We start from the raw sequence: 23,061 nt of genomic DNA on the forward strand, positions 1-23,061 counted from the left end.
GGCGCAGTCTGCCACGGTGGACGACCGTCGCACGATCGGTCGGCCGGCGGACGATCGGCGGGGCAACACAGCGACGACGGTCACTGTAGAGTTCGGCGCTGGGCGGCGGCCGGAAGCCGTCCGGCGCCACCTCACCTCGATGCTGGTGGACGACAACGGCGCGAAGGGCACGGCCGGGGTGGCGCCGCCGGACATCCTGATCGTGCAGCAGGTGCGCGGCACCGGCCAGGCCGAGGCGTACGCCGACCAGCTGTCGGCCGAGTTCGGCTACCCGGCCGACACCTACGGCGCGACCGTGGCGTTCGTGGGGATCGACGCCAACCGCACCGGCATCCCGTCGTCCACGTTGGGCGGCTTCGGGATGACCGGCTACGGGGCGAAGGCGACGAGCGGATCCAGCAAGATCGAATATCTGTTCATCAGGGGCACGGTGCGGCCGTCCGCCATCGACCACACGGTGACCGGCACGAAGTCCAACCACCTGGCGCTGTACGGCTTCGTCACCTACTCACGAACCGGGCGGCCGGCAAAGGCCACGGGCGCCGGTCCCCTCGAAGGAGGGGGCCGGCGCCCGGGTGTCGGATCGGGTCAGGCGGAGTAGCCGCGGGTGGCCATCCAGTTCGCCAGGTCGATCGTGCTGATCCAGTACGAGGGCACCGCCGGGTTCGCCGAGTCGGCGATCTTCACGGTGCGGCCCTCGTCCCGGTAGCCGACCACGGCGATGTAGTGACCACCGGAGAAGGAGTGCCAGCCGCCGTCGGTGTCCACCGCGTCGCCGACGATGTTGGCGACCACGCCACGGCCGTCGGTGATGGCCTTGACCACGTCGGCCTGGAGCTGGTCCATCTGGGCCGGGCTCGGGGCGCCGTCGAACATCCGGGTCCGGTACGGGCTGCCCTTGACCACCGCGTTCAGCACCCGGGTCGTGTCCTGGGCGGAGTTGGTGCCCATCTCGGTGGTGCCGAGCTGCGCGGCCAGGTCGTCCTGGTTCCGTTCGATGCCGCTGGCGCTGAGGGCGTTGCGGGTCGCCGCCGGGCCGCAGTAGTAGTACGTCGTCTGCGCCTGGTAGTCGTAGTCGAGCACCTTGCTCTTCGGGGGCTTCGGCGGTGTCGGCTTGCGGGTCAGGTCGGGGTTCGCGGCCTTCGGGGCGGCCGGGGACGCGCTCGACGCCGAGGGAGCGCTGGTCTCGGGCGCGGCGGTGGTGGGCTCCGCGGTCCGGTCCTGGCTGCGCGAGGCGACGGTCGCGTCGCTGCGCAGCTCGGCCACCGCGGCGGAGGCCGGCTGGCCGCTGGGCGCGTCATCGATGCCGCTGGCCAGCACGCCGGCGGTGGACGCCAGCACGAGGGCCGCGGCGGCGCCGGTGATCTGGTATGGGCGCTGCGTCGCCAGTCGACGGAGCTGACGCTTCAGGGTGTGCTTCACGTGTTCCTCCACGGGCTCGGGGGAGAGCGGCCCTACCACGCCCACGCCGGTGGGCGGGCAGGCGTCACCGCGCGGACGTCGTCCGCGACTGGTGGACCGCTCAGGGGATCGCCCGGTAGGCCGGGCGGGAGACGCGGGTGCCGGGTCAGCTCGCCACGACGGGACGGGCGAGGGCGGGTACCGCGGTGCCGTGGAGGTGCGGGGAGGAACGAGGGGTGGGCTGGTGCTGCACGAGGATGGAGCTCCTTCCGACGCCGCCTACCGGGTTAGCTGACGGATTCGGGCGGGAAGATCGCCCTACCGCGGGCCGTGGCTCGCGGATTCACCCCGGACGTGCGTGTGGGTCCCCGGCTCGGAACTGCCGATTAGGCGGGTCGGCGCGGCGTCGCCTCTTGCGATCGGTTACCGCACCGGACGGGCCGACACTACTAAGCGGTACTCACCCTGCCAACCCTGCCTGACCTGCGTAAACACTGATCATGGAAATTTTTTCCAGGCGTACGGACACTGGCGTGACTCAATGGGACGCGGGGCGTGGGAGGCGCCGTCGGGCGACAACGGGACAGCCGGCCGGAAAGGCGCTCCACAACGCCCGGAAATCGTTCCCGATCATTCCCGCTGACCGTTTCCGGCCGACTGTGACCGGGCTCACGGAACAACCCCGGTGTCACCCGACCCGGGCGGGCCGCCAGCGGCGCGCCGGCACCGGACGGGTCGCCGCGGCGACCGTGGCCGGCCGGGCCGCCGGCGCCCGCAGCGGCCGGAGCCGGGCCGCGGCGGCGTACGCCTCGGCGGCGAGCGTCCGGGCGGCCTCGGCGGCCAGCTCGGCGTCCCGCCATCCGGCCCGCTCCCGCTCCTCGGCCAGCCGGTAGTCGGCGTGTCGACTGTCTCGCACCACCCGCGCCAGCCGCACCTCCTGCTCGACCGGGTGCAGCCGGGGATCCCACCCGTTGCGGTGCCCGAACACCTCGCCGAGCTGACGCAGGGTCAACTCGCCGCGCCAGTGCGCCGCCGTGGCCGCGCGGTGCAGGTGCCGCTCCCGGGCCGCGTACTCGGCCGGCGTCCGGGGCGTCCGCGGCGGGGGCAGCGCACCCGTGCCCGCGAACCGACGCGCGGCCGTCTCCGCCTCGTCGTACGCGGCCCAGGCCCGTTCCAGGTCGCGGTGGGCGGCCAGCCACTCCGCCCGCCGCCGGCGGGCCGTCTGCGCCGCGCCGGCCGCGGCGACGGCCACCTCCTCGGCGTACCGGCGCAGGTCGGCGGCCTCGGCCTCGGCCAGCTCACGGGCCGTCGGGGTGGCGGGAGCGGCGGCGTCACCGTCGGCGCGGTCCCGCTCCGGGCGGGCGACCAGCACGGTGAGCACGGTCAGGGCCAGCACCAGCAGGACCGACCAGATGGCGACGGCGAGCGGGACCTGGACGAGGAACTGGTAGAGGACGGTCTTCTCCATGTCGGCACCTCGGGAGGAACGGCTGCGATGGGGGGCGCGCGGGGCGCCGGGGGCGGTGGCGCGGGCCACGGGTGACCGGGGCGGCGCCCCGGGGCGGGGCCGGCGGGGACGCGGGGTGGCGGGATCGGCGGGATCGACGCCCGCCGTCGGGCTCAGGCCCCGGGCGGGGCGCGGGGCGCCGAGGGGGCCGGGCCGGTGCTCGTCGGCCTGCGGGGCTCGGCGGCCGGGATGCCGGCCGTCGCCATTGACGGGGGCCGGACGCCGGTGCGGTCGACGGCGGCCGGGTGCGGGGCGGCGCCGGCCGCGACCGGGGTGGCTCCGTCGTCGGCGGTGACCCTGGTGCGGACGGTGACGGCCCTGGCGACGGTGTCGGCCCCGGTGAGCGCGGCGACCCCGGTGAGAGTGGCGACCCCGGTGACGGTGGTGCCGCCGACGCCGCGGGGCCGGGTGTCGGCGGCGCGGTGCGCGGCCGGGTCGACCGGGGCGTGGCTTCCCTGCCCGTCGGCGACGGCCGGCGCGGCCGGGAACGCGGTGCCGGACGCCGCCAGGGCGCCGGACGGCGAGCCGGCGCCGACGGTCAGCGCGCCGACGACCGCGAGGCTGGCCAACAGACGGCCGGCCCATCGCGCCACCCACCACAGGGGACAGGTGAACGCGACGGGAAGCATCCGACAACGCTACCGCCGGCAACGCCCGGTCGCACTCGATGCCGGGCGTGTCGGCGCGCCGCGCCGGGCGGTGTGACCAGGGTGGACGGCGTCAGCGGGAATCCACGTACGCCGGCTGGTCGTCGCTGTGGTCGACGGCGCGCCGGGGCCGCGGGACGCGGGGCGCGGCGGGCGCCTCCGGCCCGGTGGCCGCCGGCTCGGACCGGCCCGATGGAGCGACGGTCACCGGCGCGGCGGGGTTCCCGGGGCGGGCGGCGGTCGCGCGGGCCCGGCGTGGTCCGAGCAGCCGCATCATGGGCGTCTCGACCCAGCGGTGCACGAGCCCGGCCAGCACCAGGTTGAGCAGCAGGAACCCGAACACCGCGGTGAGCCCCCACCAGCCGGGCAGGCCGGTGCCCCAGTCGCCGGTCAGCCGCAGCACGGTCATCATCACCAGGACGTGCACCAGGTAGAAGGCGAACGACACCTCGCCGAGCCACACCATCGGACGGGACCGCCACGGAGAGCGCAGCCCGCGCACGTCGGCGTCCGCCGCCGCGGTGATGACCAGGAGGTACGCCGCCGACAGCAGCGCCGCCCACAGCTCGGCGCGGATCCACTCGGCGGCGACCACCCAGGTCACCACGAAGACCGCGCTGGCGACGGGGAGCTTCGGCCCCCGCCACCGGCCGCGCCGCATCAGCTCGGCGGCGGCCACCCCCATCCAGAACTCCAGCGACCGGATCGGCGGAAAGACCTGCGTGAACCACCACCGGCTCTCCTCCGGCACCAGCAGCTGCGCCGGCCAGAGGGCCAGGATCAGCAGCGGCACCGCGACCACGACGGCCCACAGCGCCCAGGGGCGAGCCCGGCGGATCAGCGGCAGTGCCAGCGGCAGACAGAGATAGAAGAAGAACTCGCAGGACAGCGACCAGCTCACCGTGTTGATGCTGTAGAAGTGGCCGGGCCGGGGATCCCACGCCTGGAGCAGGAAGAGGTTCTCGATCGCGATGTCGAGCCGGACCGGGTCGGCGAACCAGAACGCGGCGAGCAGCGCGAGCGCCCACAGCAGCACGTGGTTCGGCCAGATCTTGGCGACGCGTCGCCGCCAGAACCGCAGCGGAGTGTCGCTCGCGCGGGCGGACCACACCAGGACGAACCCGCTGAGGATGAAGAAGAACTGCACCCCGCTCAGGCCCAGGGTGAACAGCCAGTTCACCACGGCCTGGTGGTCAGGCTCGATGACGATCCGCATGGTGGCGGCGTGGAAGCCGAAGACCAGCAGGGCGGCGATCCAGCGCAGCCCGGTCAGCGAGGGCAGGCGGTTGGCGGCGGGCGCCGGTGGGGCGTCCGGCGTGACGGTGGGCGCGCTCGTCATGCCGGGCTCCCCGGAGTCACCGTTCGCCACACCAGATCTCCTCCCCGGGGGGTCACGCACCGCGCGGTGCCGAGCGCGGCCCGGACACGACCGCATCGGGGCAATCTACCCGCCAGGCCACGGACCGGCACCAGGGCGGTCCGACCGGCGGTATCGGCGCGAATGGCGGAACGGAACCGGCCGGTCGCTCAGGGTGTGGAAGGCGGAAGCGCCCGCCGTTAACCCGACGCTCCTGGGGAGTTCAGGGACTCCACCATCGCCGGACACGTCAGGTTCCAGGGCCGGCCACCCCGGGAGTCGAAGGTGGCGGCGTGGTCAACGAGCCGTCCCCGCCGCCGCTGCTCAGCATCGTCGTGCCCGTGTACGGCGTCGAGGCGTACCTCTATCAGTGCCTCGAGTCGATCCGGGCGGACATCCCGGCGGGTGAGGCCGACGCGGTCGAGATCATCGCGGTGGACGACGCCTCCCCGGACCGGTGCGGGGAGATGCTGCGGTCGTACGCCAATGGCCGGGCCGGGATCCGGACGGTCCACCTGACCACGAACGTGGGCCTCGGGCTGGCCCGCAACGCCGGCCTCGACGAGGCGACCGGGCGCTACGTCTGGTTCGTCGACAGCGACGACTGGCTCCCGCCGGGCACCATCGCCACCGTGCTGGACCGGCTGCGTCAGCACGAACCGGACGTCCTGATGCTGGACCACCTCCGCGTCCACGAGGACGGACGGCGTGAGGTGGACGCGAGCAGTCATCTGCTGCGCGACACCCCCGGGGTGGTCCGCCTCGCCGACGCGCCGCACCTGCTGCGGGTGCAGCACACCGCCTGGAACAAGGTGGTACGCCGGGCGTTCATGGACGAGTTGGAGCTGCGCTTCTTCCCCGGCTGGTACGAGGACATCCCGTTCAGCCACCCACTGCTGATCGGCGCGGAGAAGATCTCGGTGCTGGACCAGGTCTGCTACCTCTACCGGCAGGGCCGGAAGGGCGCCATCACCTCCACCCGCAGCGGCCGGCACTTCGACGCCTTCGACCAGTACGAGCGGCTGATGGAGTGGGTGCGGCGCCGGCATCCGGACGAGGGGCTGCAGGCCGAGCTGTTCCAGCTGATGGTGAACCACTACCTGGTGGTGGTGGGCAACGACGACCGGCTCCACCCGCACCTGCGCCGCCCCTTCTTCGCGCGGGTGGCGGAGCACTACCGCCGCTACCTGCCCCCCGGCGGCTACCCGATGCCGGGCGGGGTGGCCGGTCTGAAGCACCGGCTGGTCGGGCGCAACGACTACCGGGCGTACGCGGCGCTGCGCCAGGCGCACCGGGTGGCCGGGCGGCTGCGGCACCCCGGTTCCGGCGGTGATTCGGCGAGCACGTCGGCCGACGACGGCGCGTCCGGCCGAGCGGCGGGCGACGACGCGGCGGTCCGGTCGCTCCGCGACGACGTGCTGGTGGGCCGCGGCGTCTCGTGACCGCACCCCGTGGCAGCATCCCCGCCGGGAGCCGGGTCGGCTCCCGGCGCCCTGGTTTTCCAGGTCGTCCCCGCGAACGGTGGACGACGACGGTAGGACCGCACCGTGGTGCGGAGGCAACTGAGCAGAGGTCGGTATGACGGCGACACTGAAGATCGGACCGCACGCGGTCGGTGCCGGGGAGCGACCCTTCGTGGTCGCCGAGATGTCCGGCAACCACAACGGTGACCTGGACCGGGCGCTGGCCATCGTCGACGCGGTGGCGGCCAGCGGCGCGCACGCGCTGAAGCTCCAGACGTACCGGCCGGACACGATCACGATCGACGTCGACACCCCCGCCTTCCGCATCTCCAGCGGGCACGAGCTGTGGGGCGGGCAGAACCTCTACCGGCTCTACGAGAAGGCGCACACCCCGTACGAGTTCCACGCCCCGATCTTCGAGCGGGCGCGGCGGCACGGCCTGACCGTCTTCTCCTCCCCCTTCGACGCCACCGCGGTGGAGCTGCTGGAGTCGCTGGACGCGCCGGCGTACAAGATCGCCTCTTCGGAGCTGGTCGACCTGCCGCTGATCCGGCTGGTCGCGAGCACCGGCAAGCCCATGGTGATCTCGACCGGGATGGCCACCATGGCGGAGATCGACGCCGCGGTGCGGACCGCGCGCGAGGGCGGCGCCGGCGGGATCATCCTGCTCGCGTGCACGGCGTCCTACCCGGCGCCGCCGCAGGACAGCAACCTGCGCCGCATCCCGGTGCTCGCCGACGCGTTCGGCGTGCCGGTCGGGCTCTCCGACCACACCCCCGGCATCGGCGTGCCGGTCGCCTCGGTGGCGCTCGGCGCCTGCTTCATCGAGAAGCACGTGACGCTGGACCGCGCCGACGGGGGTGTCGACTCCGACTTCTCGCTCAATCCTGACGAGCTGGCCGCGTTGGTGGTCGAGTCCGAGCGGGCGTACGCGGCGCTCGGCGGCACCGCGATCGGCCCCACCCCGGCCGAGCGGGAGGGGCTGCGCTTCCGCCGATCGCTCTTCGTGGTCGAGGACGTCCGCGCCGGCGACCCGGTGACCGACCGCAACGTCCGGTCCATCCGCCCCGCCGGTGGGCTCCCGCCGGTGGAGATCGACCGGGTGCTGGGCCGCACCTTCACCACCGACGTCCCGCGGGGCACCCCGCTGAGCTGGGACCTGATCTGATCGGGCGCCCGGCCTCGTGCCGGGCCCCTCGTCCGACCATCCGCGGCCGCCGGTTCCTCCCTCCCCGTGTGGGAGGGACCGGTGGATCACGTTGCGGGCTGCTCCGGCGCGAAGGCGACGGTGACCACCAGGTCGGCCAGTCGCAGAGTCCGCCAGACCACGACGTTGTCCGGCGGCGTGCCCAGCCCGTACCGGCGCCACCAGGTGGCCACCGGCACGTCGGCGAGCTTGCAGAAGCACTCGGCGCGCGTCCAGCGGGCCCAGAAGTCGGCCGATCCGAAGCGCCGGGCCAGGGCCGCCGGCACCGGATTGTCGGCGCGCTCGGCGTCGATCACCACCCGCCAGCCGGGGGCGAGCGGGCCGTGCCAGCCGACGCAGCGGCCGTCGTCCAGGTGGCTGCGGGTGACCGCCGTGGCGAGGTCGGCCGGGCTGCCCACCCGCAGGTACCGCTCGGCCCCGGCCACCAGCGCCGGCACCGGCCGGGCCGCGACGACGAGCCCGGCCCCGGCGGACAGCCGGTGCCGGGCGCGCCCGTCCGCCTCAGACGGAGGCGGCACCGTCCACCACGATGACCTGGCCGTTGATGTTGGTCTGCTCGCACAGCAGCATCCGGACCACCGGCACGACCTCCTCCGGCTCGGTCAGGTGCCCGGTGGGCGTGCGGCGCACGATCTGGTCGAGCTGGGTCTGACCGAGCACCGCGGACATCTCCGAGGCGAAGAATCCGGGGGCCACCGCGTTGACCAGCATCCGGCCGCCCAGTTCGCGGGCGAGCGAGCGGGTCGCGGCGTCCATGCCGCCCTTGGTCGCGGAGTACGCCACCAGGCCCGGGAAGCCGCGCTGCGCGCAGATCGAGGTGATGTTGACGATCCGGCCGCGCAGCCCCTTGGCGAGCATCCGCCGGATCACCAGGCGGGTGAGCTGCAGCGGCGCGGTCAGGTTGGTCTCGATGATCCGGGCGATGTCACCGTTGGCGGTGTGCACGTGCAGCGAGTCCTGCCCGACGGCGGCGTTGTTGACGACGGCGTCGATGGGCCCGAGCCGCTCCTCCACCTCCCGGACGAAGGACTGCGCGGCGGCCAGGTCGGTGACGTCGACCGATCCGACGTGCACCCGGTCGGGGTGCTCGGCGGCGAGCTTCGCCAGCTCCGGCGTGACGGTCCGGGCGAAGGCGGCCACCCGCAGGCCCTGGTCGAGCAGGTCGGTGACGATCGCCAGCCCCAGCCCGCGCGAACCGCCGGAGACGAGGACCACGGAGCTGGGGGGTACGAGAGGGGTTTCGGCGCGGTCAGACATCGCTCTTCAGGGTCTCCTTGACGGGGATCTCGGTCAGGACGCGGATCCGGCGGGGCACCGCGTGCTCGGGCAGCCGGTCGGCGCACCAGCGGACCAGTTCGGCCTCGTCCGGCTGGTCGGCGGCGGGCTGGAGCACCACCTCGGCGACCACCATGCGGCCCAGCACCGGGGCCCGCCGGCCGGTCACCCGGGCCCAGGCCACGCCGGGGTGCGCGGTGAGGACACCGCGCACCAGGCCGGCGGAGACCTTGCTGCCACCGACGTTGATCTCGTCGGAGTCGAGCCGGCCGGTGATCAGCACCCGCTCGTCGACGACCTCGACGCGGTCGCCGGTGCGGACCGCCCCGTCCAGCCCGGCGCCGTGGAACGGCGAAGTGATCACGAGCTCGTCGCCCCGCACGCTGAGCGTCGGTCGGCCCGGGGCTTCCCGGTCGAGCCAGGCCACCGGGAATCCGGCCCGACCGTCGTGGACGACGATCGAGGCGCCGACCTCGGACGAGGCGTAGATCCAGGAGATCCGGGCGGTGGGGAACAGCTCCCGCAGCTGGTCGAGGATCGCCTGGTCGACCGGCTCGCCGCCGAGCGTGATCTGGCGCAGCGGCACCCGGGCCAGCGCGGCGGCGTCCCGGTAGACGGTGCGGCGCCAGAAGGTCGGGGTGCCGGAGGCGGCGTCGACGCCGTGGGCGGCGGCCAGCGCCGGCCAGTCGTCGAGCTGCTCCGGGTCGACGACGACCAGGTGCTGCCCGGGCTGGGTCAGCGACAGCGTCACCACCTGCCACCAGGCATAGGTCCCCGGCGCGTACGGGCAGAGCCAGGTGCGGTCGGGCTGCTCGCCGCGCACCGTGGTCAGCGAGTCCAGGGTGTGCCCGACCCGCTTGGGGCGGCCGGTCGAACCGGAGGTCAGCAGCCACAGCCGGCCGGGCTCGGCGGGACGCGGCCTCGCCGGCGGCTCGCCGTGCGCGCCGTCGTCGGTCAGGTCGGTGAGCGCGAAGCCGGCGTCGCGCAGCTCGGCCCGCAGCGCCGGGTCGACCCGGCTGTCGCTGCTGAGCAGCAACTCGGTGCCGTGCACGGCGTGGTGTCGGGCGGCGGCGAGAGCGTGCCGCGCGGAGTGCGCGAGTACCGCCGCCGGGTCGGCGAGCGTCAGCTCCGGCAGCTCCCGCCAGGTCAGCTCCGCGCCGCCGACGACGATCCGGTTGTCGACGCCACCGGGCTCCCGGCCCGGAACGGCCCAGCGGTGCGGGGTCGCGACGGTCACTGCTTCTGCAGCTCGACGAGGAAGTCGAGGACGTCGCCGACGGTCGCGATGCGGCGCAGGCCCGGGGCGTCGAAGTTGAGCTCCTCGCCCGTCTCGTCCTCGACGCGCAACGCCAGCTCGGAGAAGTCGAGCGAGCGGAAACCGATCTCCCGAAGATCGGCGGCGTCGTCGTCCGGGAGCACCTTGCCCTGGTTCCTGAGCACCTGCGCCATGAGGTCGCGGATCTGCGCGCGACTCAATTCCTTCATGCGCGGAAGTCTACAGGCCGGCCAATGGACGTCACATTTCCCGTGGGCTGCGGGTAGGGTGCCACAGGTCATTGACGGGAACCGGAAAGCGAGAGGCACGTGCTGCGCGAAGCGACGCCGGAAGACGTTCATCTGATGTTGTCCTGGCGTAATCAGGAAACCAACCGCCAGGTCAGCAAGACCAGCCACGAGATCACCGCGCGGGAGCACACGCGGTGGTGGTCGGCGGTGCGGGTGGACCCGACCCGGCGGGTGCTCGTCTACCTGCGCGACGGGGTGCCCAGCGGCGTCGTCACCTTCTTCGACCTGCGGCTGGACGAGCCGCGGAGCGGTTCGTGGGGCTTCTACCTCGACGCCGACGGCCTGGCCGGGCGGGGCGAGACGCTGCCCGCGTGGCTGGAGGTGATGCGCGAGGCGGTGGACCACGCGTTCGACGACCTCGGGCTCGACCGTCTCGACGGCGAGGTGCTCGCGCACAACACCGTGGTGCGGCAGATGAATCGGCGTTTCCGATTCGTGGAGGGCACCCCCCGCACCGAACTGTCCGACGGGCGGGAAATCACCGTCATCCCCATTTCTCTGCACCGCGACAACCGCCGCCGACGCTGATTCACGCCGCCCGTCGACAATTGTCCGAACACCATTCATCGGGCGGACACCTGACGTTAACGGCCCCGTCGGGAAATGGCGAGCGACCGGGATACCGGCCGGGTTCAGCGCCGCCGCCAGGCCGCCCACTGCTGGGTCGGGTTGCCGCCGAGGCGGACGAACCCGTACCGCTCGCCGTGCCAGTCGCCCGGCGTGCCCGGCTTCCACGCGACGAGGACCACCTCGGCCGTGGCCGGCGGCGTCTCGTCGAACCAGCGCACGTCGGCCCAGGTCACCTGGTGGCTCAGGTTGAACCGGTAGATGTAGTTGACGCCGCTGGAGGCCCACACCCGCTCGCCGGGACGGACCGCGAGGTCGGCCAACGCGGGCGTCGGCGCGGTGCGGGCGACCATCGTGCGTACCAGCCGCTGCTCGATCACCTGCATGGTGAGGATGTTGACGACGACCAGGGCGCCCAGGACCGGCAGGCGCAGCCGGGGCACCCGGACGGCGGCGACGAGCAGCACGAGGGCGCCGATGCCGACGAGCGACCCGACGACCGGCCGCATCTCCCGCCAGCCGCCGGTGAGCGCCATGAGGTCGGGGGCGCTGAAGCCGCCGTAGCGCAGGAGGTGGCCGCTGCTCTCCGCGTACGCGAGCCGGGCCGCGATCATGCCGCCGCCGACCACCAGCACCGCCACCGCCACCGCGGCCCGGCGCAGCACCGTCCGGTACTCGGCGGTGAGCAGCACGCCGAGCCCGACGAGCAGCCAGAACGGGGCCAGCATCTGCACGTACCGGCCGTAGATCGCGTCCGGCGCCTTCTCGGTGACGCCGGCCAGGATCACCGAGGCGCCGGCGGCCACCCCGACGCTGGTCACCAGCGCCACGCCCATCGTCCAGCGGGACGCGTCCCCGCCCCGGGGACGCCGCAGCTCGCGGACGGCGGCGGCCCAGGCCACGCCGGCCGTCCCGAAGGTGATCACCACGAGGTACCAGAGCTGCGTGCCGACCGCCGCGCCGAGGTTCACCAGACCGGCACCGGAGGCGACGGCCCGCAGCGTTCCGCCGCCGGGGTTGTTGCCGAGCAGGTAGACCTTGTCGCCGAGCAGCCGGATGACGGCCTCGTTCAGCAGCGCCAGGGCGACCACCGGCAGCATCGCGGCGACCGCCGTGCGACGGTCGACGCGGCGGCGGACCAGGAGCAGCAGCACGAGACCGACGTGCACGGCCACGATGACCACGCCCCGCGAGTGCAGCAGGTGGAACGCGCCGACCAGCGCCCCGACGGTCGCGGCGGCGCGCGGGCCGGGCTGCCGCAGCAACCGGTGCACGGCGAGCAGCCACGCCACCACCAGCGGCGCCATCAGGGTGTCGATCATGGCGACGGTCGCGTAGAAGGCGGTCGCCGGCAGCGTCGCGGCGACCGCGGCGGCCAGCAGGGCGGCGGGCCGGCCGAGGTTCAGCAGCCGCCGGCCGAGCAGGTAGGCCAGCGGGAGCAGCGCCGCGTTCACCATGGCGTTGATCAGGCGTACGAGTTGGTAGCTCTCGGTGAAGTCCCGCTCGCCGAGGAAGGCGGGCGAGATCAGCATCGGGTAGCCGACCCGGCGCAGCGCGACGTTCTCACTGCTGAAGCCGCCCGGCCCGCCCGCCAGCGCGCGGGCGGTGTTCAGGTAGCTGTCCTCGTCGGTGTGGGCGATCGGCAGGGCGATGTGCCGGGCCAGCCACATCCGCCACACCACACCCAGCAGCCACCCCAGAACCAGCAGCAGCGGCACCAGCCAGCGACGGCGCGGCCGGCCGTCCGACCCGGCCGGGGCCTCGACCCGCTCCATCACGTCCACGCCGGATGCCATCGCCGCCTCCTGGGATCACCGGCCGGCGCGCGACGTCGGACAGCTGCTCCGGTACGGCGCGGCGCGGGGCCGGTCTGTTCTGCACGGGATCTCCCGGTGGCGGCACCGCGTCGGCGGGCCCACGGGACGGGTACGCGGCGACCTGCCCGGACGGCCGGGCACGGCTCGCACGCGCGGTCACTGTAACGGGGCCCGCCGGGTCCCGGTCAGCCCACCGCGACCTGCGATCGGAGTGTTCGCCCGCCGGGTGCCCGTCATTCACGGGACCAGAGACGGCGGTTTACCGGCGGGCGTGGGCCCGTTAACCCACCGCGGTTAGCGTCGCGGTCCGGTCGGCCGGCCGCGGGCCGCCCGTTCATCCACGAACACGGGAGCACCAAATTGAGTGAGTTGAATGGATCGTCCATTCTGATCACCGGGGGAACGGGTTCCTTCGGGCGGACCTTCCTCCGGCACGTTCTCACCGCGGCCGACCCGGCCCGCGTGGTGGTGTTCTCCCGCGACGAGCTCAAGCAGTACGAGTTGCGCCAGCAGCTCGGCGACGACCCGCGGCTGCGCTGGTTCATCGGCGACATCCGGGACGTGCGCCGGCTGACCCGGGCGATGCACGGCGTGGACCATGTCGTGCACGCGGCGGCGCTCAAGCAGGTGGACACGGCGGAGTACAACCCCTCGGAGTTCATCGCCACCAACATCACCGGTTCGCAGAACGTGGTGGACGCGGCCATCGAGGCCGGCGTCAAGAAGGTGGTGGCGCTCTCCACCGACAAGGCGTCCAGCCCGATCAACCTGTACGGCGCCACCAAGCTGGTCGGCGACAAGCTGTTCGTCTCGGCCAACCACTACGCGGCCCACCACCCGACGCGCTTCGCGGTGGTGCGCTACGGCAACGTCGTCGGCAGCCGCGGCTCGGTCGTGCCGCTGTTCCGCCGCCTCGCCGCCGAGGGCAAGAGCCTACCGATCACCGACAAGCGGATGACCCGTTTCTGGATCACGCTGGAGCAGGCCGTCCAGTTCGTCATGGACTCGTTCGACCAGATGCAGGGCGGCGAGCTGTTCGTGCCGCGCATCCCCAGCATGCGGATCCTCGACCTGGTCGAGGCGGTCGCCCCGGACGCCACCACCCACGAGATCGGCATCCGGCCCGGCGAGAAGCTGCACGAGGAGATGATCGCGCCGGACGACAGCCGCCGGACCCTGCGCGCCAAGGACCGGTACATCGTCCAGCCGACGATCGCCGGGTGGGGCTACCAGCCGCCGGTCGACTGCGAGGCGGTGCCGGACGGCTTCGCGTACCAGTCGGACACCAACGACGAGTGGCTCACGGTCGAGCAGCTGCGCACCATGCTCGGCCTCACCGCGTGATGGCGATGCTCCCGTACGGCCGGCAGTCGGTCATCGAGGAGGACGTCGAGGCGGTCTCGGCGGTGCTGCGCAGTGACTGGCTCACCACCGGCCCGCAGGTCGACGCCTTCGAGGCGGAGCTGGCCGAGGTCAGCGGGGCGGCCGGCGTCGCCGCGGTCTCCAACGGCACCGCCGCGCTGCACGTGGCGTACGCGGCGGCCGGCGTCGGCCCCGGCGACGAGGTCGTCGTCCCGCCGATGACGTTCGTGGCCACGGCCAGCAGCGCGGTCGCGCTCGGCGCGAAGATCGTCTTCGCGGACGTCGAGGAGGAGACCTTCTGCCTCGACCCGGCGGCGGCCGCCGCGGCGGTGACCTCCCGGACCAGGGTCGTCTCGGCCGTCGACTACGCCGGCCACCCGGCCGACTACGACGCCCTGCGCAAGTCGGTCGAGGGCAGCGACGCGCTGCTGCTCGCCGACGCGGCGCACTCGATCGGCGGCACCTACCACGGCCGGCCGGTGGGGTCGCTCGCCGACCTGACCACCTTCTCGTTCTTCCCGACGAAGAACCTGACCACCGGCGAGGGCGGCGGGGTCGCCGCGCTGGACCCGGAGCTGGTGAAGCGGGCCCGCCGGTTCCGCAACATCGGGACGGTCCGCGAGCGCGACGAGCTGCGCCGGCCCGACGAGGGCGGCTGGTTCTACGAGGTGCACGAGTTCGGGCTGAACTACCGCCTGCCCGACGTGCTGTGCGCGCTGGGCCGCAGCCAGCTGCGGCGCCTCGGCCAGTTCGTCGCCCGCCGGGCCGCCCTGGTCGCCCGCTACAACGAGGCGCTCGCCGACCTCGACGGGGTGCGCCTGCCCGTCCAGCAGCCCTGGGCCGACCCGGCCTGGCACCTCTACCCGATCCGCGTCCTCGACGGGCGGCGTCGCGAGATCTACGACGCGATGCGCGCGGCCGGGATCGGCGTACAGGTCAACTACATCCCGGTGCACTGGCACCCGGCCTTCGCCGACCTCGGTTACCGGCGCGGTTCCTGCCCGGTGGCCGAGTCGTTCTACGCCCAGCAGCTGTCGCTGCCGCTCTACCCGACGCTCAGCGACGCGGACCAGGACCGCGTCATCGACGTGCTCGGCGCCGCGCTGCGCGGCCGCGCGCGGCCCGCCGCCGCCTGATGGGACGCTGATGCACCACGCCAACCACTTCTACGGCCACGCCCACGTCCTGGCCCGCTACGCCGGGCTCGGCGAGGGGCACCCGCCCCGGATCAACGGGTACGTCCAGCACGGCTGGAACATCGGCGACGGGCTGGCACCGGGCCACCCGTACGCCGACCGGACCCCGAGCCTGCTCTGGTCGGAGCAGACCCGACGGCGGGCCTGGTCGCTCGGGCGGCGCAACGTGGTGGTCATCGGCGCGCCCTTCGTGTACCTGCTGGCCATGCGCCCCGAGGAGCCGTCGGTGGCGGAGCGGGAGGGCACCATCTGGTACCCGTTCCACGGCTGGGAGGGGCAGCACGTCCGCGGTGACCACCGGGAGTTGATCGCCCGGATCCGGGACACCGAACCGGGCCCGGTCACGGTCTGCCTCTACTGGCACGAGTTCCGGATGCGTCGGGTGCGCCGCCTCTACGAGAGCGCCGGCTTCCGGGTGATCTGCCACGGCTACCGTGGACACTGGTGGAAGGACACCGACCCGTACTTCCTGGACAAGCAGCTCACCGAGCTGCGCCGGCACCGGCGGGTGGCGTCGAACCGGCTGACCAGCGCGATCTTCTACGGCATCGCCGCCGGGTGCGAGCCGGCGGTGTACGGCGACCCGATGGTGCTCGCCAACGAGGACCCGACCTTCGGCGGCACCGCCCGGGTCCGCCGACAGTGGCCCGAGCTGCACGGGGAGACGGTCGACCTGCCGACCGCCGTGGCCACCGCCCGGGCCGAACTGGGCACCGACCACCGCTGCACGCCGGCCGAGCTGCGCGAGCTGCTCGGGTGGGCGAACCTCCAGGAGGAGCGAGTTGACCACTGAGACGGCGCCCACCGACCGGATCATGCTGCCGGGCGGGGAGATGCTGACCTGGTCCGACCTGCCGGAGAAGCACCTCCCCGGCGGTGGGCCACTGGCCACGCTGGCCGCCCGGATCGTGCCGACCGGCGCCCGGGTGCTGCTCGCCGGGCCGCACGACCCGGCCGTGCTGCACCGGCTGGCCCACGCCGAGGTGACCTGCCTGCTGCGCGGCTACCCCGACGGGGTGGCCCTCGCGTCGCACGCCGTCCGGGTGGTGGTGGGCGGCCCCGCCGGGCTACCGGACGCTGAGCTGTTCGACGTGGTGATCGCCGGCGCCGGCCTGGACGCCGTCGAGTCGGTGGAGGGCGCGCGGCTCGGCTGGCGGGGCGTCCTCGCCCGGCTCTCCGGCGCGCTGCGCCCCGGCGGCACCCTGCTGCTGCGCGTCGACAACCCGATGGGCCTGCGCCGGCTCGTGGACACCGAACCCTGGTATGCCCGGCGCGCCGACGACGCGTGGACCATCGGTGGTGTCCTGGACACCGACCGCCCTGCCAACCGGGCGCAGCTGGACGACCGGCTCGCCGACGCCGGGCTGCTGCCGGGGACGACCTTCGCGGCGTACCCCGAGGGCGGGGCCGCGACGGCGCTGGTCGACGCCGACCACCTGGACCGGCACACCACGTCCGGGCTCTTCGACGCGGTGCTGCACGGCGCCTGCGCCGGGGGCTTCGCCGACGCCACCGTGCTCCAGGACCCGGCCCGGCTGGCCGTCGACGCGCTGCACGCCGGCCAGGCCGCCGCCCTGGCACCGGGCTGGCTGGTGCTGGCCCGACGGGCCCCGGCCGGCGTGGCCGAGCCGACGGACCTCCCGGTGGCGCTGGTGCAGACCGGGCCACCCGGCGCGGACGTGGTCGAGGTCGTCGACGAGCCGTCCGGCCGGCGGTGGCGGGTGCCCGCGACGAGTGGACGGGACGCGGCAGCCACCGGCCGCGGGGTCGCGTACCGGGACCTCGGCGCGCTCGCCGAGCAGCCCGTGCCGGCGGGACGGCTGCTGCGCACCCTGCTGCTCGACGCGGCGGTGCGCCGCGACCTGGACGCCCTGCGCCGCCTGCTCACCGGGTACGCCGACTGGCTCGCCGGTCAGGCCGACGGGGACGGCCGGCTCACCGGCGCGGTCGCGCTGGCGGGCGCCGACAACACCGTGGTCTCCCCCGCCGGCTACGCGGTGCTCGACCCGAGCTGGCGGGCCGGCGACCCGCTGCCCGGCGACGTGGTGCTCGCCCGCGGCCTGTGGCGGTTCGCCGCCGAGCTGCTGACCGGCGGGTACGCCCACCCGTGGCCGTCCACCCTGGACGTCGCGGGGTTGACCGTGGTGCTCGCCGGGCTCGCCGGCCACGACCTGGACCGGGCGACGGTCACGACGGCCGTCGAGACCGAGGCGGCGGTGACCGCCGCGCTGCGGGGCCTGGACGCCGAGGGCCGGGCCGCCCTCGCCGCCGAAGTGGCCGCCGTCACGCCGACCGACCCGCCCGCCGGGCCACGCGGCTACCAGCAGCTGCACGAGGCGTGGCAGCGCCAGCGCGAGGAGCTGACCCGGCTCACCGAACTGCACCGGTGGACCGACGAGCTGCTGACCGCCCGGGAGCGCGCGCTGCGCCGGGCCGAGGCCACGATGAACCTGCTCAGCGGCTCGTTGACCTACCGGGTGGGTAAGCTCGCCGTCACCCCGGCCCGGCTGGCCAAACGAGGCGCCCGGGCGGCCAAGCGCCGCGCCCGGGAGGCGCTGAGCCCGAAGCAGGAGGAGCAACAGTGACCGGCACCCCGACCGGATCCGGCGCCACCGGCACGGCGACCGGCGGCCCGCGCATCGTCGGCGTCGTGCAGGCCCGGATGGGCTCGTCCCGGCTGCCCGGCAAGGTGCTGCGCCCCCTCGCCGGGCGCAGCGTGCTCGGCCGGGTCGTCCGGGCCGCCCAGGACAGCGGCGTCCTCGCCGACCTGGTCGTCGCCACGAGCGTCGACGCCGTCGACGACGCGGTGGCGACGGAGTGCGAGCGGCTCGGCGTGCCGTGCCACCGGGGCCCCGTCGACGACGTGCTCACCCGGTTCGTCGGCGCCCTGGACGCCCACCCTGGCGACGCGGTCATGCGGTTCACCGCCGACTGCCCGCTGCTCGACCCGGAGATCATCACGCTGGTCGCATCGGTCTACACGGCGGTGCCGGGGCTGGACTACGCCAGCACCTCGATCGCGCGCACCCTGCCCCGCGGCCTGGACGTCGAGATCATCCGGGCCGAGGCGCTGCGCACCCTGGACCGGCTCGCCACCGACCACCACCGGGTCCACGTCACCTCGTACGCGTACACCCACCCGGAGCTGTTCCGGGTCCTCGGCGTCACCCTCACCCCCGACCGGTCGGCGCTGCGGCTCACCCTCGACACCGAGCAGGACTGGGCCCTGGTCCAGGCGGTCGTCGACCACTTCGGGGACGTCAGCGTGCCCCTGGCCAAGCTCGCCGACTGGCTCAGCGGGCAGCCGGCGCTGCGGGCGCTCAACGCCGACGTACGCCAGAAGCGGCTGGAGGAGTCCTGAGCACCGTACGGGTGGGTCTGCGCTGCGACGCCGGCCCGCGACGCGGCGTCGGCCACCTCGTCCGGTCACTGGCGCTGGGCGAGGAGTTCCTGGCCCGGGGCGCCCGGGTCGAGATGTTCGGGTCGGTGGAGCGGGTCGGGTGGGCCAGCGACCGGCTCGCGGCGCGCGGCATCCCGCTGCACCCGGGCCCGGAGACGCCGGACGAGCTGGTCGCGGCGGCCCGGCGGCACCGACTCGACGTCATGGTCCTCGACTCGTACGAACTCGACCCGGCCGGCGCGGGCGCGCTGCGGGCCGCCGGCGTGCTCACCCTCGCGATCATCGACGGGGACAGCCGGGGCCAGCACGCCGACCTCTACCTGGACCAGAACTTCGGCGCCACGACGCCGGAGCTGCCCGGCCGCCTGCTGGCCGGCACGACGTACGCGCTGCTGCGCGACACGGTCGTGGCCGCCCGCCCGCCGCAGCCACGGCCCCCGACGGGGGCGGGCCGGCCCCGGGTGCTCGCCTTCTTCGGCGGCACGGACGCCGTCGGGGCAGCGCCCGTGCTGACCCGGGTGCTGTTCGCCACCGGCCTGCCGATGGACCTGACCGTCGTCGTCGGCCGCCCGGAGATCGAGGCGGAGCTGGACGACGTGACGCCGGGACGCGGACAGTCGCTGCGCCCCATCCCACCCACCGACGACCTGCCGGCCCTCATCAACGCCGCGGATGTGGTGGTCAGCGCCGCCGGCACGTCCACCTGGGAGCTGTGCTGCCTCGGCGCGCCGTCGGCGCTGGTGTGCGTGGTGGACAACCAGCGCGAGTCGTACCAGCGGGTCGTCCGGCACCGGCTGGTCGCGGGCCTCGGCGAGCTGCCGGAGCTGGCGGCGGGTGGGCTGGCCGGTCGTACCGCCCGGTCGACCGCCGGGCGGACCCTGCACGGCCTGCTCACCTCCCCCGAGCGCCGGGCCGCCCTCGCAGCCCGCGCGTGGGCGGCGGTCGACGGCCTCGGCCGGGCCCGCGTCGTCGACGCGGTGCTCGACGCCCTGCGGAGTGCGACCCTGACCCGCTGACGCGGATCGTACGGCTGTACGAATGCGCTGCTAGGGTGGCCTCATGACGCAGGCCGCCTACCAGCCGTCGATGCTCGACCTGACCGACGCCGGGCCGGCCCTGGGGCCGCTCCCCGGCGACCTGCGCCGGCACGAGCTCGGCCGCGGCGCCTGGGTCGACCACCTGCCGGGCTGGGTGCGCGGCTCCGACCAGGTGCTCGACACCCTGCTGCGGGAGGTGCCCTGGCGGGCCGAGCGCCGCACCATGTACGACAGCCAGGTCGACGTGCCCCGCCTGCTCTGCTGGTACGACGGCGCCCGACAGCTGCCGCACCCGCTGCTCACCGCGGCGCGGACCGCGCTCACCCGGCACTACGCGGACGAGCTGGGCGAGCCGTTCGTCACCGCCGGCATGTGCCTCTACCGCACCGGCCGCGACAGCGTCGCCTGGCACGGCGACACCATCGGCCGCTCCGCGCACAGCGACACGATGGTCGCGATCGTCTCGTTCGGCTCACCCCGACCGCTGCTGCTGCGCCCCCGCGGCGGCGGGGAGAGCCTGCGCTTCCCGCTGGGCCACGGCGACCTGATCGTCATGGGCGGCTCCTGCCAGCGCACCTGGGAACACGCCATCCCCAAGACGACCCGACCGGTCGGCCCCCGAGTGAGCGTCCAGTTCCGCCCCATCAACGTAGCCTGACCGCGGGAGCACGGGGGGAGGGAGAGATGGCGGCGCCCCGGACCGGGGGTCCGGAGCGCCGTGTCGGGGTCGGGGTCAGTCGCGTTCGACCTGGTGGCCGATCACGGTGGGGCCGAGCATCACGGCGAAGCCGGAGCCGTCCCGGCGCGGGTCCGCGGCCGGCAGCTCCACCGGCTCGCCGTTGGCGGTGGAGCCCACCGGGCGCGGCCCGACCCAGGCCACCACCACGTCGGTCTCCCCCTTCAGGAAGCGCTGGGCGCGTACGCCGCCGGTCGCCCGGCCCTTCGCCGGGTACGCCGCGTACGGCGTCACCTTGACCGTGGCACCCGTGGAGGTGACCACCATCGGCTCACCGTGGGTCGGGTCGTCGGTCCGCACCGCGCCGAAGTAGACCACCTGCGCGTCGCCCGGCAGGTTGATGCCGGCCATGCCGCCACCCCGGATGCCCTGCGGGCGCACCAGCGTGGCCGGGAAGCGCAGCAGCGACGCCTCCGACGTGATGAACGTCAGCGACTCGGCGCCGTCGGTCAGCCAGGTCGCCCCGACCACCTCGTCGCCCTCGCGCAGGCCGATCACCTCGAACTCGTCCGAGCGGACCGGCCACTCCGGCGCGGCCACCTTCACCACGCCCTGCCGGGTGCCGAGCGCGAGACCCGGGGAACCCTCGGCGGACGCACCGAGCGGCGCCAGCCCCACGACCGTCTCGCCGGGGCCCAACGGCACCAGCTCGGCCGCCGACATCCCGCCGCGCAGCGACACCGTGCCGGCCTGCTCGGGCAGCACCGGCAACGGCAGTACGTCGATCTTGAACGCCCGCCCGGCGCTGGTGACCAGCAGCACCCGGCCCCGGGCGGTCGACGGGACGACGGCGCGTACGGCGTCGTGCTTGACGCGGCCGTGCCGGCGGCGCCCCTCGGCGGTCTCCTCCGACTCCGCCGCGGTGCGGGCCACCAGCCCGGTCGCGGAGAGGATCACCTGGCACGGGTCGTCGGCCACCTCCAGCGGGCCGGCCGGCACGGAGGCCGCCAGCACCTCCTTGAGGTCACCGTCGACCAGGGTGGTGCGCCGCTCGGCGCCGAACTGCTTCACCACCGCGCCCAACTCGTCGGAGACGACCTTCTTGAGCACCTTCGGGTCGTCCAGGATCGTGGACAGCTCCGCGATCTCCTGACGCAGCCGCTCCTGCTCGGCCTCCAACTCCAACCGGTCGTACTTGGTGAGCCGGCGCAGCGGGGTGTCCAGGATGTAGGTCGCCTGGATCTCGGAGAGCTTGAAGCGCTGCATCAGGCCGTCCTTGGCGGCCTGCGCGTCCTCGCTGGCCCGGATCAGCTTGACCACCCGGTCGATGTCGAGCAGGGCGATCAGCAGGCCGTCGACCAGGTGCAGGCGCTCCTCGCGCTTGCGCCGCCGGTAGGCGCTGCGCCGGGTTACCACCTCGTAGCGGTGGGCCAGGAACACGTCCAGCAGCGCCTTCAGGCCGAGGGTCTGCGGCTGCCCGTCGACGAGCACCAGGTTGTTGACGCCGAACGACTGCTCCAGCGGGGTGAGCCGGTAGAGGTCGGCCAGCAGCGCCTGCGGGTTGACGCCCACCTTGCACTCGATGACCAGGCGGGTGCCGCTCTCCCGGTCGGTGAGGTCCTTGACGTCGGCGATGCCGGTGAGCCGCTTGGTCTTCGTCACCTCGTTGGTGATCGCGGCGATGACCTTCTCGGCGCCCACGCCGTACGGCAGCTCGACGACGGTGATGGCCTGCCGGCCCCGGCTGCCCTCCAGCGGGCCGATCTCCACCTTGCCGCGCATGCGGACCACGCCACGCCCGGTCTCGTACGCCCGGCGCACCTCGTCCAGCCCCAGCAGCAGGCCGCCGGTGGGCAGATCGGGGCCGGGGACGAACTCCATGAGCTTGTCCAGCGTGGCGTCCGGGTGGTTGATCAGCCAACGGGCCGCCGAGACGACCTCGCCGAGGTTGTGCGGGATCATGTTGGTGGCCATGCCGACCGCGATGCCGGACGCCCCGTTGACCAGCAGGTTGGGGAAGGCCGCCGGCAGCACGGTGGGCTGGGTCAGCGAGCCGTCGTAGTTGGGCTCCAGGTCGACCGTGTCCTCGCCCATCTCGCCGACGAGCAGCATCGCCTCGCGGGACATCCGAGCCTCGGTGTAGCGCGCCGCCGCCGGTCCATCGTCCTGAGATCCGAAGTTGCCGTGCCCGTCGATCAGCGGCGCGTTGAGCGAGAAGTCCTGCGCCAGGCGGACCATTGCGTCGTAGATGGCCGTGTCACCGTGCGGGTGGTACTTACCCATGACGTCGCCGACGATCCGGGCGGACTTCACGTGCCCCCGGTCGGGCCGGTGGCCCTGCTCGTACATCGACCAGAGGATCCGCCGGTGCACCGGCTTGAGGCCGTCGCGGGCGTCCGGCAGGGCGCGGGAGTGGATGACCGAGAAGGCGTACTCCAGGTAGGAGTCGGAGACCTCGGCGACCAGCGAGTTGTCGATGACCCGGGCGCCGGCCTGGTCGAACGCGGAGTGGTCGACCTTCGTTTCCTTGCGGCGTGCCATGGCTCAGCTGTCCCCTCGTACGGTCGCGACGCTGCGGTGCGT

Annotated in this window: 21 protein-coding genes and 1 riboswitch; of the genes, 11 read left to right on the top strand and 10 right to left on the bottom strand. The window is 74.0% G+C overall.

From position 1 onward, the window contains the following. The first annotated feature begins 16 nt into the window (after positions 1 to 16). Positions 17 to 601 carry a hypothetical protein gene (locus ACIBTV_RS13810; RefSeq protein ID WP_396704656.1) on the top strand — a complete coding sequence of 195 codons (585 nt, stop codon included), beginning with the start codon at positions 17 to 19 and terminating at the stop codon, positions 599 to 601. On the opposite strand, the gene ACIBTV_RS13815 is transcribed toward ACIBTV_RS13810, so the two are convergent. The 4 genes from ACIBTV_RS13815 to ACIBTV_RS13830 all read right to left on the bottom strand — a co-directional run bounded on the left by ACIBTV_RS13815 (position 589) and on the right by ACIBTV_RS13830 (position 4,894). Then, entirely contained in the window at positions 589 to 1,434 is an 846-nt protein-coding gene (locus ACIBTV_RS13815; RefSeq protein WP_396704658.1) for a C39 family peptidase, read from the bottom strand. The two genes, ACIBTV_RS13810 and ACIBTV_RS13815, sit on opposite strands and share 13 nt — an antisense overlap. 228 nt (positions 1,435 to 1,662) lie before the next feature. Then, positions 1,663 to 1,804, bottom strand: a riboswitch (cyclic di-AMP (ydaO/yuaA leader). Positions 1,805 to 2,089: 285 nt separating this feature from the next. Beyond that, a complete protein-coding gene (locus ACIBTV_RS13820; RefSeq protein WP_396704660.1) occupies positions 2,090 to 2,869 on the bottom strand; it encodes a hypothetical protein in 780 nt (259 codons plus the stop codon). A 152-nt stretch (positions 2,870 to 3,021) separates the two neighbouring features. After that, positions 3,022 to 3,537, bottom strand: a complete 516-nt coding sequence (locus ACIBTV_RS13825) for a hypothetical protein (RefSeq protein WP_396704662.1) — start codon at positions 3,535 to 3,537, stop codon at positions 3,022 to 3,024. A 91-nt stretch (positions 3,538 to 3,628) separates the two neighbouring features. Next, complete coding sequence (locus tag ACIBTV_RS13830) at positions 3,629 to 4,894, bottom strand: acyltransferase family protein (protein WP_396704664.1); 1,266 nt, start codon at positions 4,892 to 4,894, stop codon at positions 3,629 to 3,631. 311 nt (positions 4,895 to 5,205) lie between these two features. On the opposite strand from ACIBTV_RS13830, the gene ACIBTV_RS13835 reads away from it, so the two are divergent. Continuing rightward, entirely contained in the window at positions 5,206 to 6,354 is a 1,149-nt protein-coding gene (locus ACIBTV_RS13835) for a glycosyltransferase family 2 protein (protein WP_396704666.1), read from the top strand. 136 nt (positions 6,355 to 6,490) lie between these two features. Then, positions 6,491 to 7,543 carry a pseudaminic acid synthase gene (gene pseI, locus ACIBTV_RS13840; protein WP_396704668.1) on the top strand — a complete coding sequence of 351 codons (1,053 nt, stop codon included), beginning with the start codon at positions 6,491 to 6,493 and terminating at the stop codon, positions 7,541 to 7,543. An 86-nt stretch (positions 7,544 to 7,629) separates the two neighbouring features. Here the strand turns inward: pseI and ACIBTV_RS13845 are convergent, their stop codons facing one another. From ACIBTV_RS13845 to ACIBTV_RS13860, 4 genes are read right to left on the bottom strand one after another with little or no spacing between them, the layout of a single operon-like run. Beyond that, positions 7,630 to 8,100 carry a hypothetical protein gene (locus ACIBTV_RS13845; protein WP_396704669.1) on the bottom strand — a complete coding sequence of 157 codons (471 nt, stop codon included), beginning with the start codon at positions 8,098 to 8,100 and terminating at the stop codon, positions 7,630 to 7,632. Continuing rightward, a complete protein-coding gene (locus ACIBTV_RS13850) occupies positions 8,084 to 8,797 on the bottom strand; it encodes an SDR family NAD(P)-dependent oxidoreductase (RefSeq protein WP_396704671.1) in 714 nt (237 codons plus the stop codon). The genes ACIBTV_RS13845 and ACIBTV_RS13850 overlap by 17 nt, the downstream gene beginning before the upstream one ends. 34 nt (positions 8,798 to 8,831) lie before the next feature. Continuing rightward, on the bottom strand, positions 8,832 to 10,094 hold the full coding sequence (locus ACIBTV_RS13855; protein WP_396704673.1) for an AMP-binding protein: 1,263 nt from the start codon (positions 10,092 to 10,094) through the stop codon (positions 8,832 to 8,834). Then, on the bottom strand, positions 10,091 to 10,342 hold the full coding sequence (locus ACIBTV_RS13860; RefSeq protein WP_396704675.1) for a phosphopantetheine-binding protein: 252 nt from the start codon (positions 10,340 to 10,342) through the stop codon (positions 10,091 to 10,093). The genes ACIBTV_RS13855 and ACIBTV_RS13860 overlap by 4 nt, the downstream gene beginning before the upstream one ends. Before the next feature lie 99 nt (positions 10,343 to 10,441). Here ACIBTV_RS13860 and ACIBTV_RS13865 point away from each other — a divergent pair, with 99 nt between their 5' ends. Further along, complete coding sequence (locus tag ACIBTV_RS13865; protein ID WP_396704677.1) at positions 10,442 to 10,951, top strand: GNAT family N-acetyltransferase; 510 nt, start codon at positions 10,442 to 10,444, stop codon at positions 10,949 to 10,951. A gap of 104 nt (positions 10,952 to 11,055) precedes the next feature. Here ACIBTV_RS13865 and ACIBTV_RS13870 read toward each other — a convergent pair whose 3' ends face one another. Then, on the bottom strand, positions 11,056 to 12,786 hold the full coding sequence (locus tag ACIBTV_RS13870; protein WP_396704678.1) for a hypothetical protein: 1,731 nt from the start codon (positions 12,784 to 12,786) through the stop codon (positions 11,056 to 11,058). 381 nt (positions 12,787 to 13,167) lie between these two features. Here ACIBTV_RS13870 and pseB point away from each other — a divergent pair, with 381 nt between their 5' ends. From pseB to ACIBTV_RS13905, 7 genes are read left to right on the top strand one after another with little or no spacing between them, the layout of a single operon-like run. Beyond that, positions 13,168 to 14,151: a UDP-N-acetylglucosamine 4,6-dehydratase (inverting) gene (pseB, locus tag ACIBTV_RS13875; RefSeq protein WP_396704680.1), complete on the top strand. Its 984-nt coding sequence runs from the start codon at positions 13,168 to 13,170 to the stop codon at positions 14,149 to 14,151. Further along, complete coding sequence (locus tag ACIBTV_RS13880) at positions 14,148 to 15,305, top strand: DegT/DnrJ/EryC1/StrS family aminotransferase (protein ID WP_396704681.1); 1,158 nt, start codon at positions 14,148 to 14,150, stop codon at positions 15,303 to 15,305. Before pseB ends, ACIBTV_RS13880 begins: the two co-directional genes overlap by 4 nt. A 10-nt stretch (positions 15,306 to 15,315) precedes the next feature. Beyond that, the gene (locus ACIBTV_RS13885; RefSeq protein ID WP_396704683.1) at positions 15,316 to 16,158 is read left to right on the top strand and encodes a hypothetical protein; all 843 of its coding nucleotides are present in this window, start codon (positions 15,316 to 15,318) and stop codon (positions 16,156 to 16,158) included. Next, positions 16,148 to 17,950 (top strand): class I SAM-dependent methyltransferase, encoded by a 1,803-nt coding sequence (locus ACIBTV_RS13890; protein ID WP_396704685.1) that lies wholly within the window; start codon positions 16,148 to 16,150, stop codon positions 17,948 to 17,950. The genes ACIBTV_RS13885 and ACIBTV_RS13890 overlap by 11 nt, the downstream gene beginning before the upstream one ends. After that, positions 17,947 to 18,726, top strand: coding sequence for a cytidylyltransferase domain-containing protein (locus tag ACIBTV_RS13895; protein WP_396704687.1), 780 nt, complete (start codon positions 17,947 to 17,949; stop codon positions 18,724 to 18,726). The genes ACIBTV_RS13890 and ACIBTV_RS13895 overlap by 4 nt, the downstream gene beginning before the upstream one ends. Beyond that, positions 18,723 to 19,781, top strand: coding sequence for a PseG/SpsG family protein (locus ACIBTV_RS13900; protein ID WP_396704911.1), 1,059 nt, complete (start codon positions 18,723 to 18,725; stop codon positions 19,779 to 19,781). The genes ACIBTV_RS13895 and ACIBTV_RS13900 overlap by 4 nt, the downstream gene beginning before the upstream one ends. 43 nt (positions 19,782 to 19,824) lie before the next feature. Further along, entirely contained in the window at positions 19,825 to 20,460 is a 636-nt protein-coding gene (locus ACIBTV_RS13905; protein WP_396704688.1) for an alpha-ketoglutarate-dependent dioxygenase AlkB, read from the top strand. 75 nt (positions 20,461 to 20,535) lie between these two features. On the opposite strand, the gene ACIBTV_RS13910 is transcribed toward ACIBTV_RS13905, so the two are convergent. Further along, a complete protein-coding gene (locus tag ACIBTV_RS13910; RefSeq protein WP_396704690.1) occupies positions 20,536 to 23,019 on the bottom strand; it encodes a DNA topoisomerase (ATP-hydrolyzing) subunit A in 2,484 nt (827 codons plus the stop codon). Positions 23,020 to 23,061: the final 42 nt, after the last annotated feature.

The organism is Micromonospora sp. NPDC049366 (genome assembly GCF_044466625.1).
In the GTDB taxonomy this organism is placed as follows: domain Bacteria; phylum Actinomycetota; class Actinomycetes; order Mycobacteriales; family Micromonosporaceae; genus Micromonospora.

Excerpts from the sequence above, each read along its gene's own strand:
- ACIBTV_RS13860 (WP_396704675.1), bottom strand. The coding sequence starts at position 10,342 with ATGAAGGAATTGAGTCGCGCGCAGATCCGCGACCTCATGGCGCAGGTG.
- ACIBTV_RS13910 (WP_396704690.1), bottom strand. The coding sequence starts at position 23,019 with ATGGCACGCCGCAAGGAAACGAAGGTCGACCACTCCGCGTTCGACCAG.
- ACIBTV_RS13820 (WP_396704660.1), bottom strand. The coding sequence starts at position 2,869 with ATGGAGAAGACCGTCCTCTACCAGTTCCTCGTCCAGGTCCCGCTCGCC.
- ACIBTV_RS13905 (WP_396704688.1), top strand. The coding sequence starts at position 19,825 with ATGACGCAGGCCGCCTACCAGCCGTCGATGCTCGACCTGACCGACGCC.
- ACIBTV_RS13830 (WP_396704664.1), bottom strand. The coding sequence starts at position 4,894 with ATGACGAGCGCGCCCACCGTCACGCCGGACGCCCCACCGGCGCCCGCC.
- ACIBTV_RS13870 (WP_396704678.1), bottom strand. The coding sequence starts at position 12,786 with ATGGCATCCGGCGTGGACGTGATGGAGCGGGTCGAGGCCCCGGCCGGG.
- ACIBTV_RS13885 (WP_396704683.1), top strand. The coding sequence starts at position 15,316 with ATGCACCACGCCAACCACTTCTACGGCCACGCCCACGTCCTGGCCCGC.
- pseI (WP_396704668.1), top strand. The coding sequence starts at position 6,491 with ATGACGGCGACACTGAAGATCGGACCGCACGCGGTCGGTGCCGGGGAG.
- ACIBTV_RS13825 (WP_396704662.1), bottom strand. The coding sequence starts at position 3,537 with ATGCTTCCCGTCGCGTTCACCTGTCCCCTGTGGTGGGTGGCGCGATGG.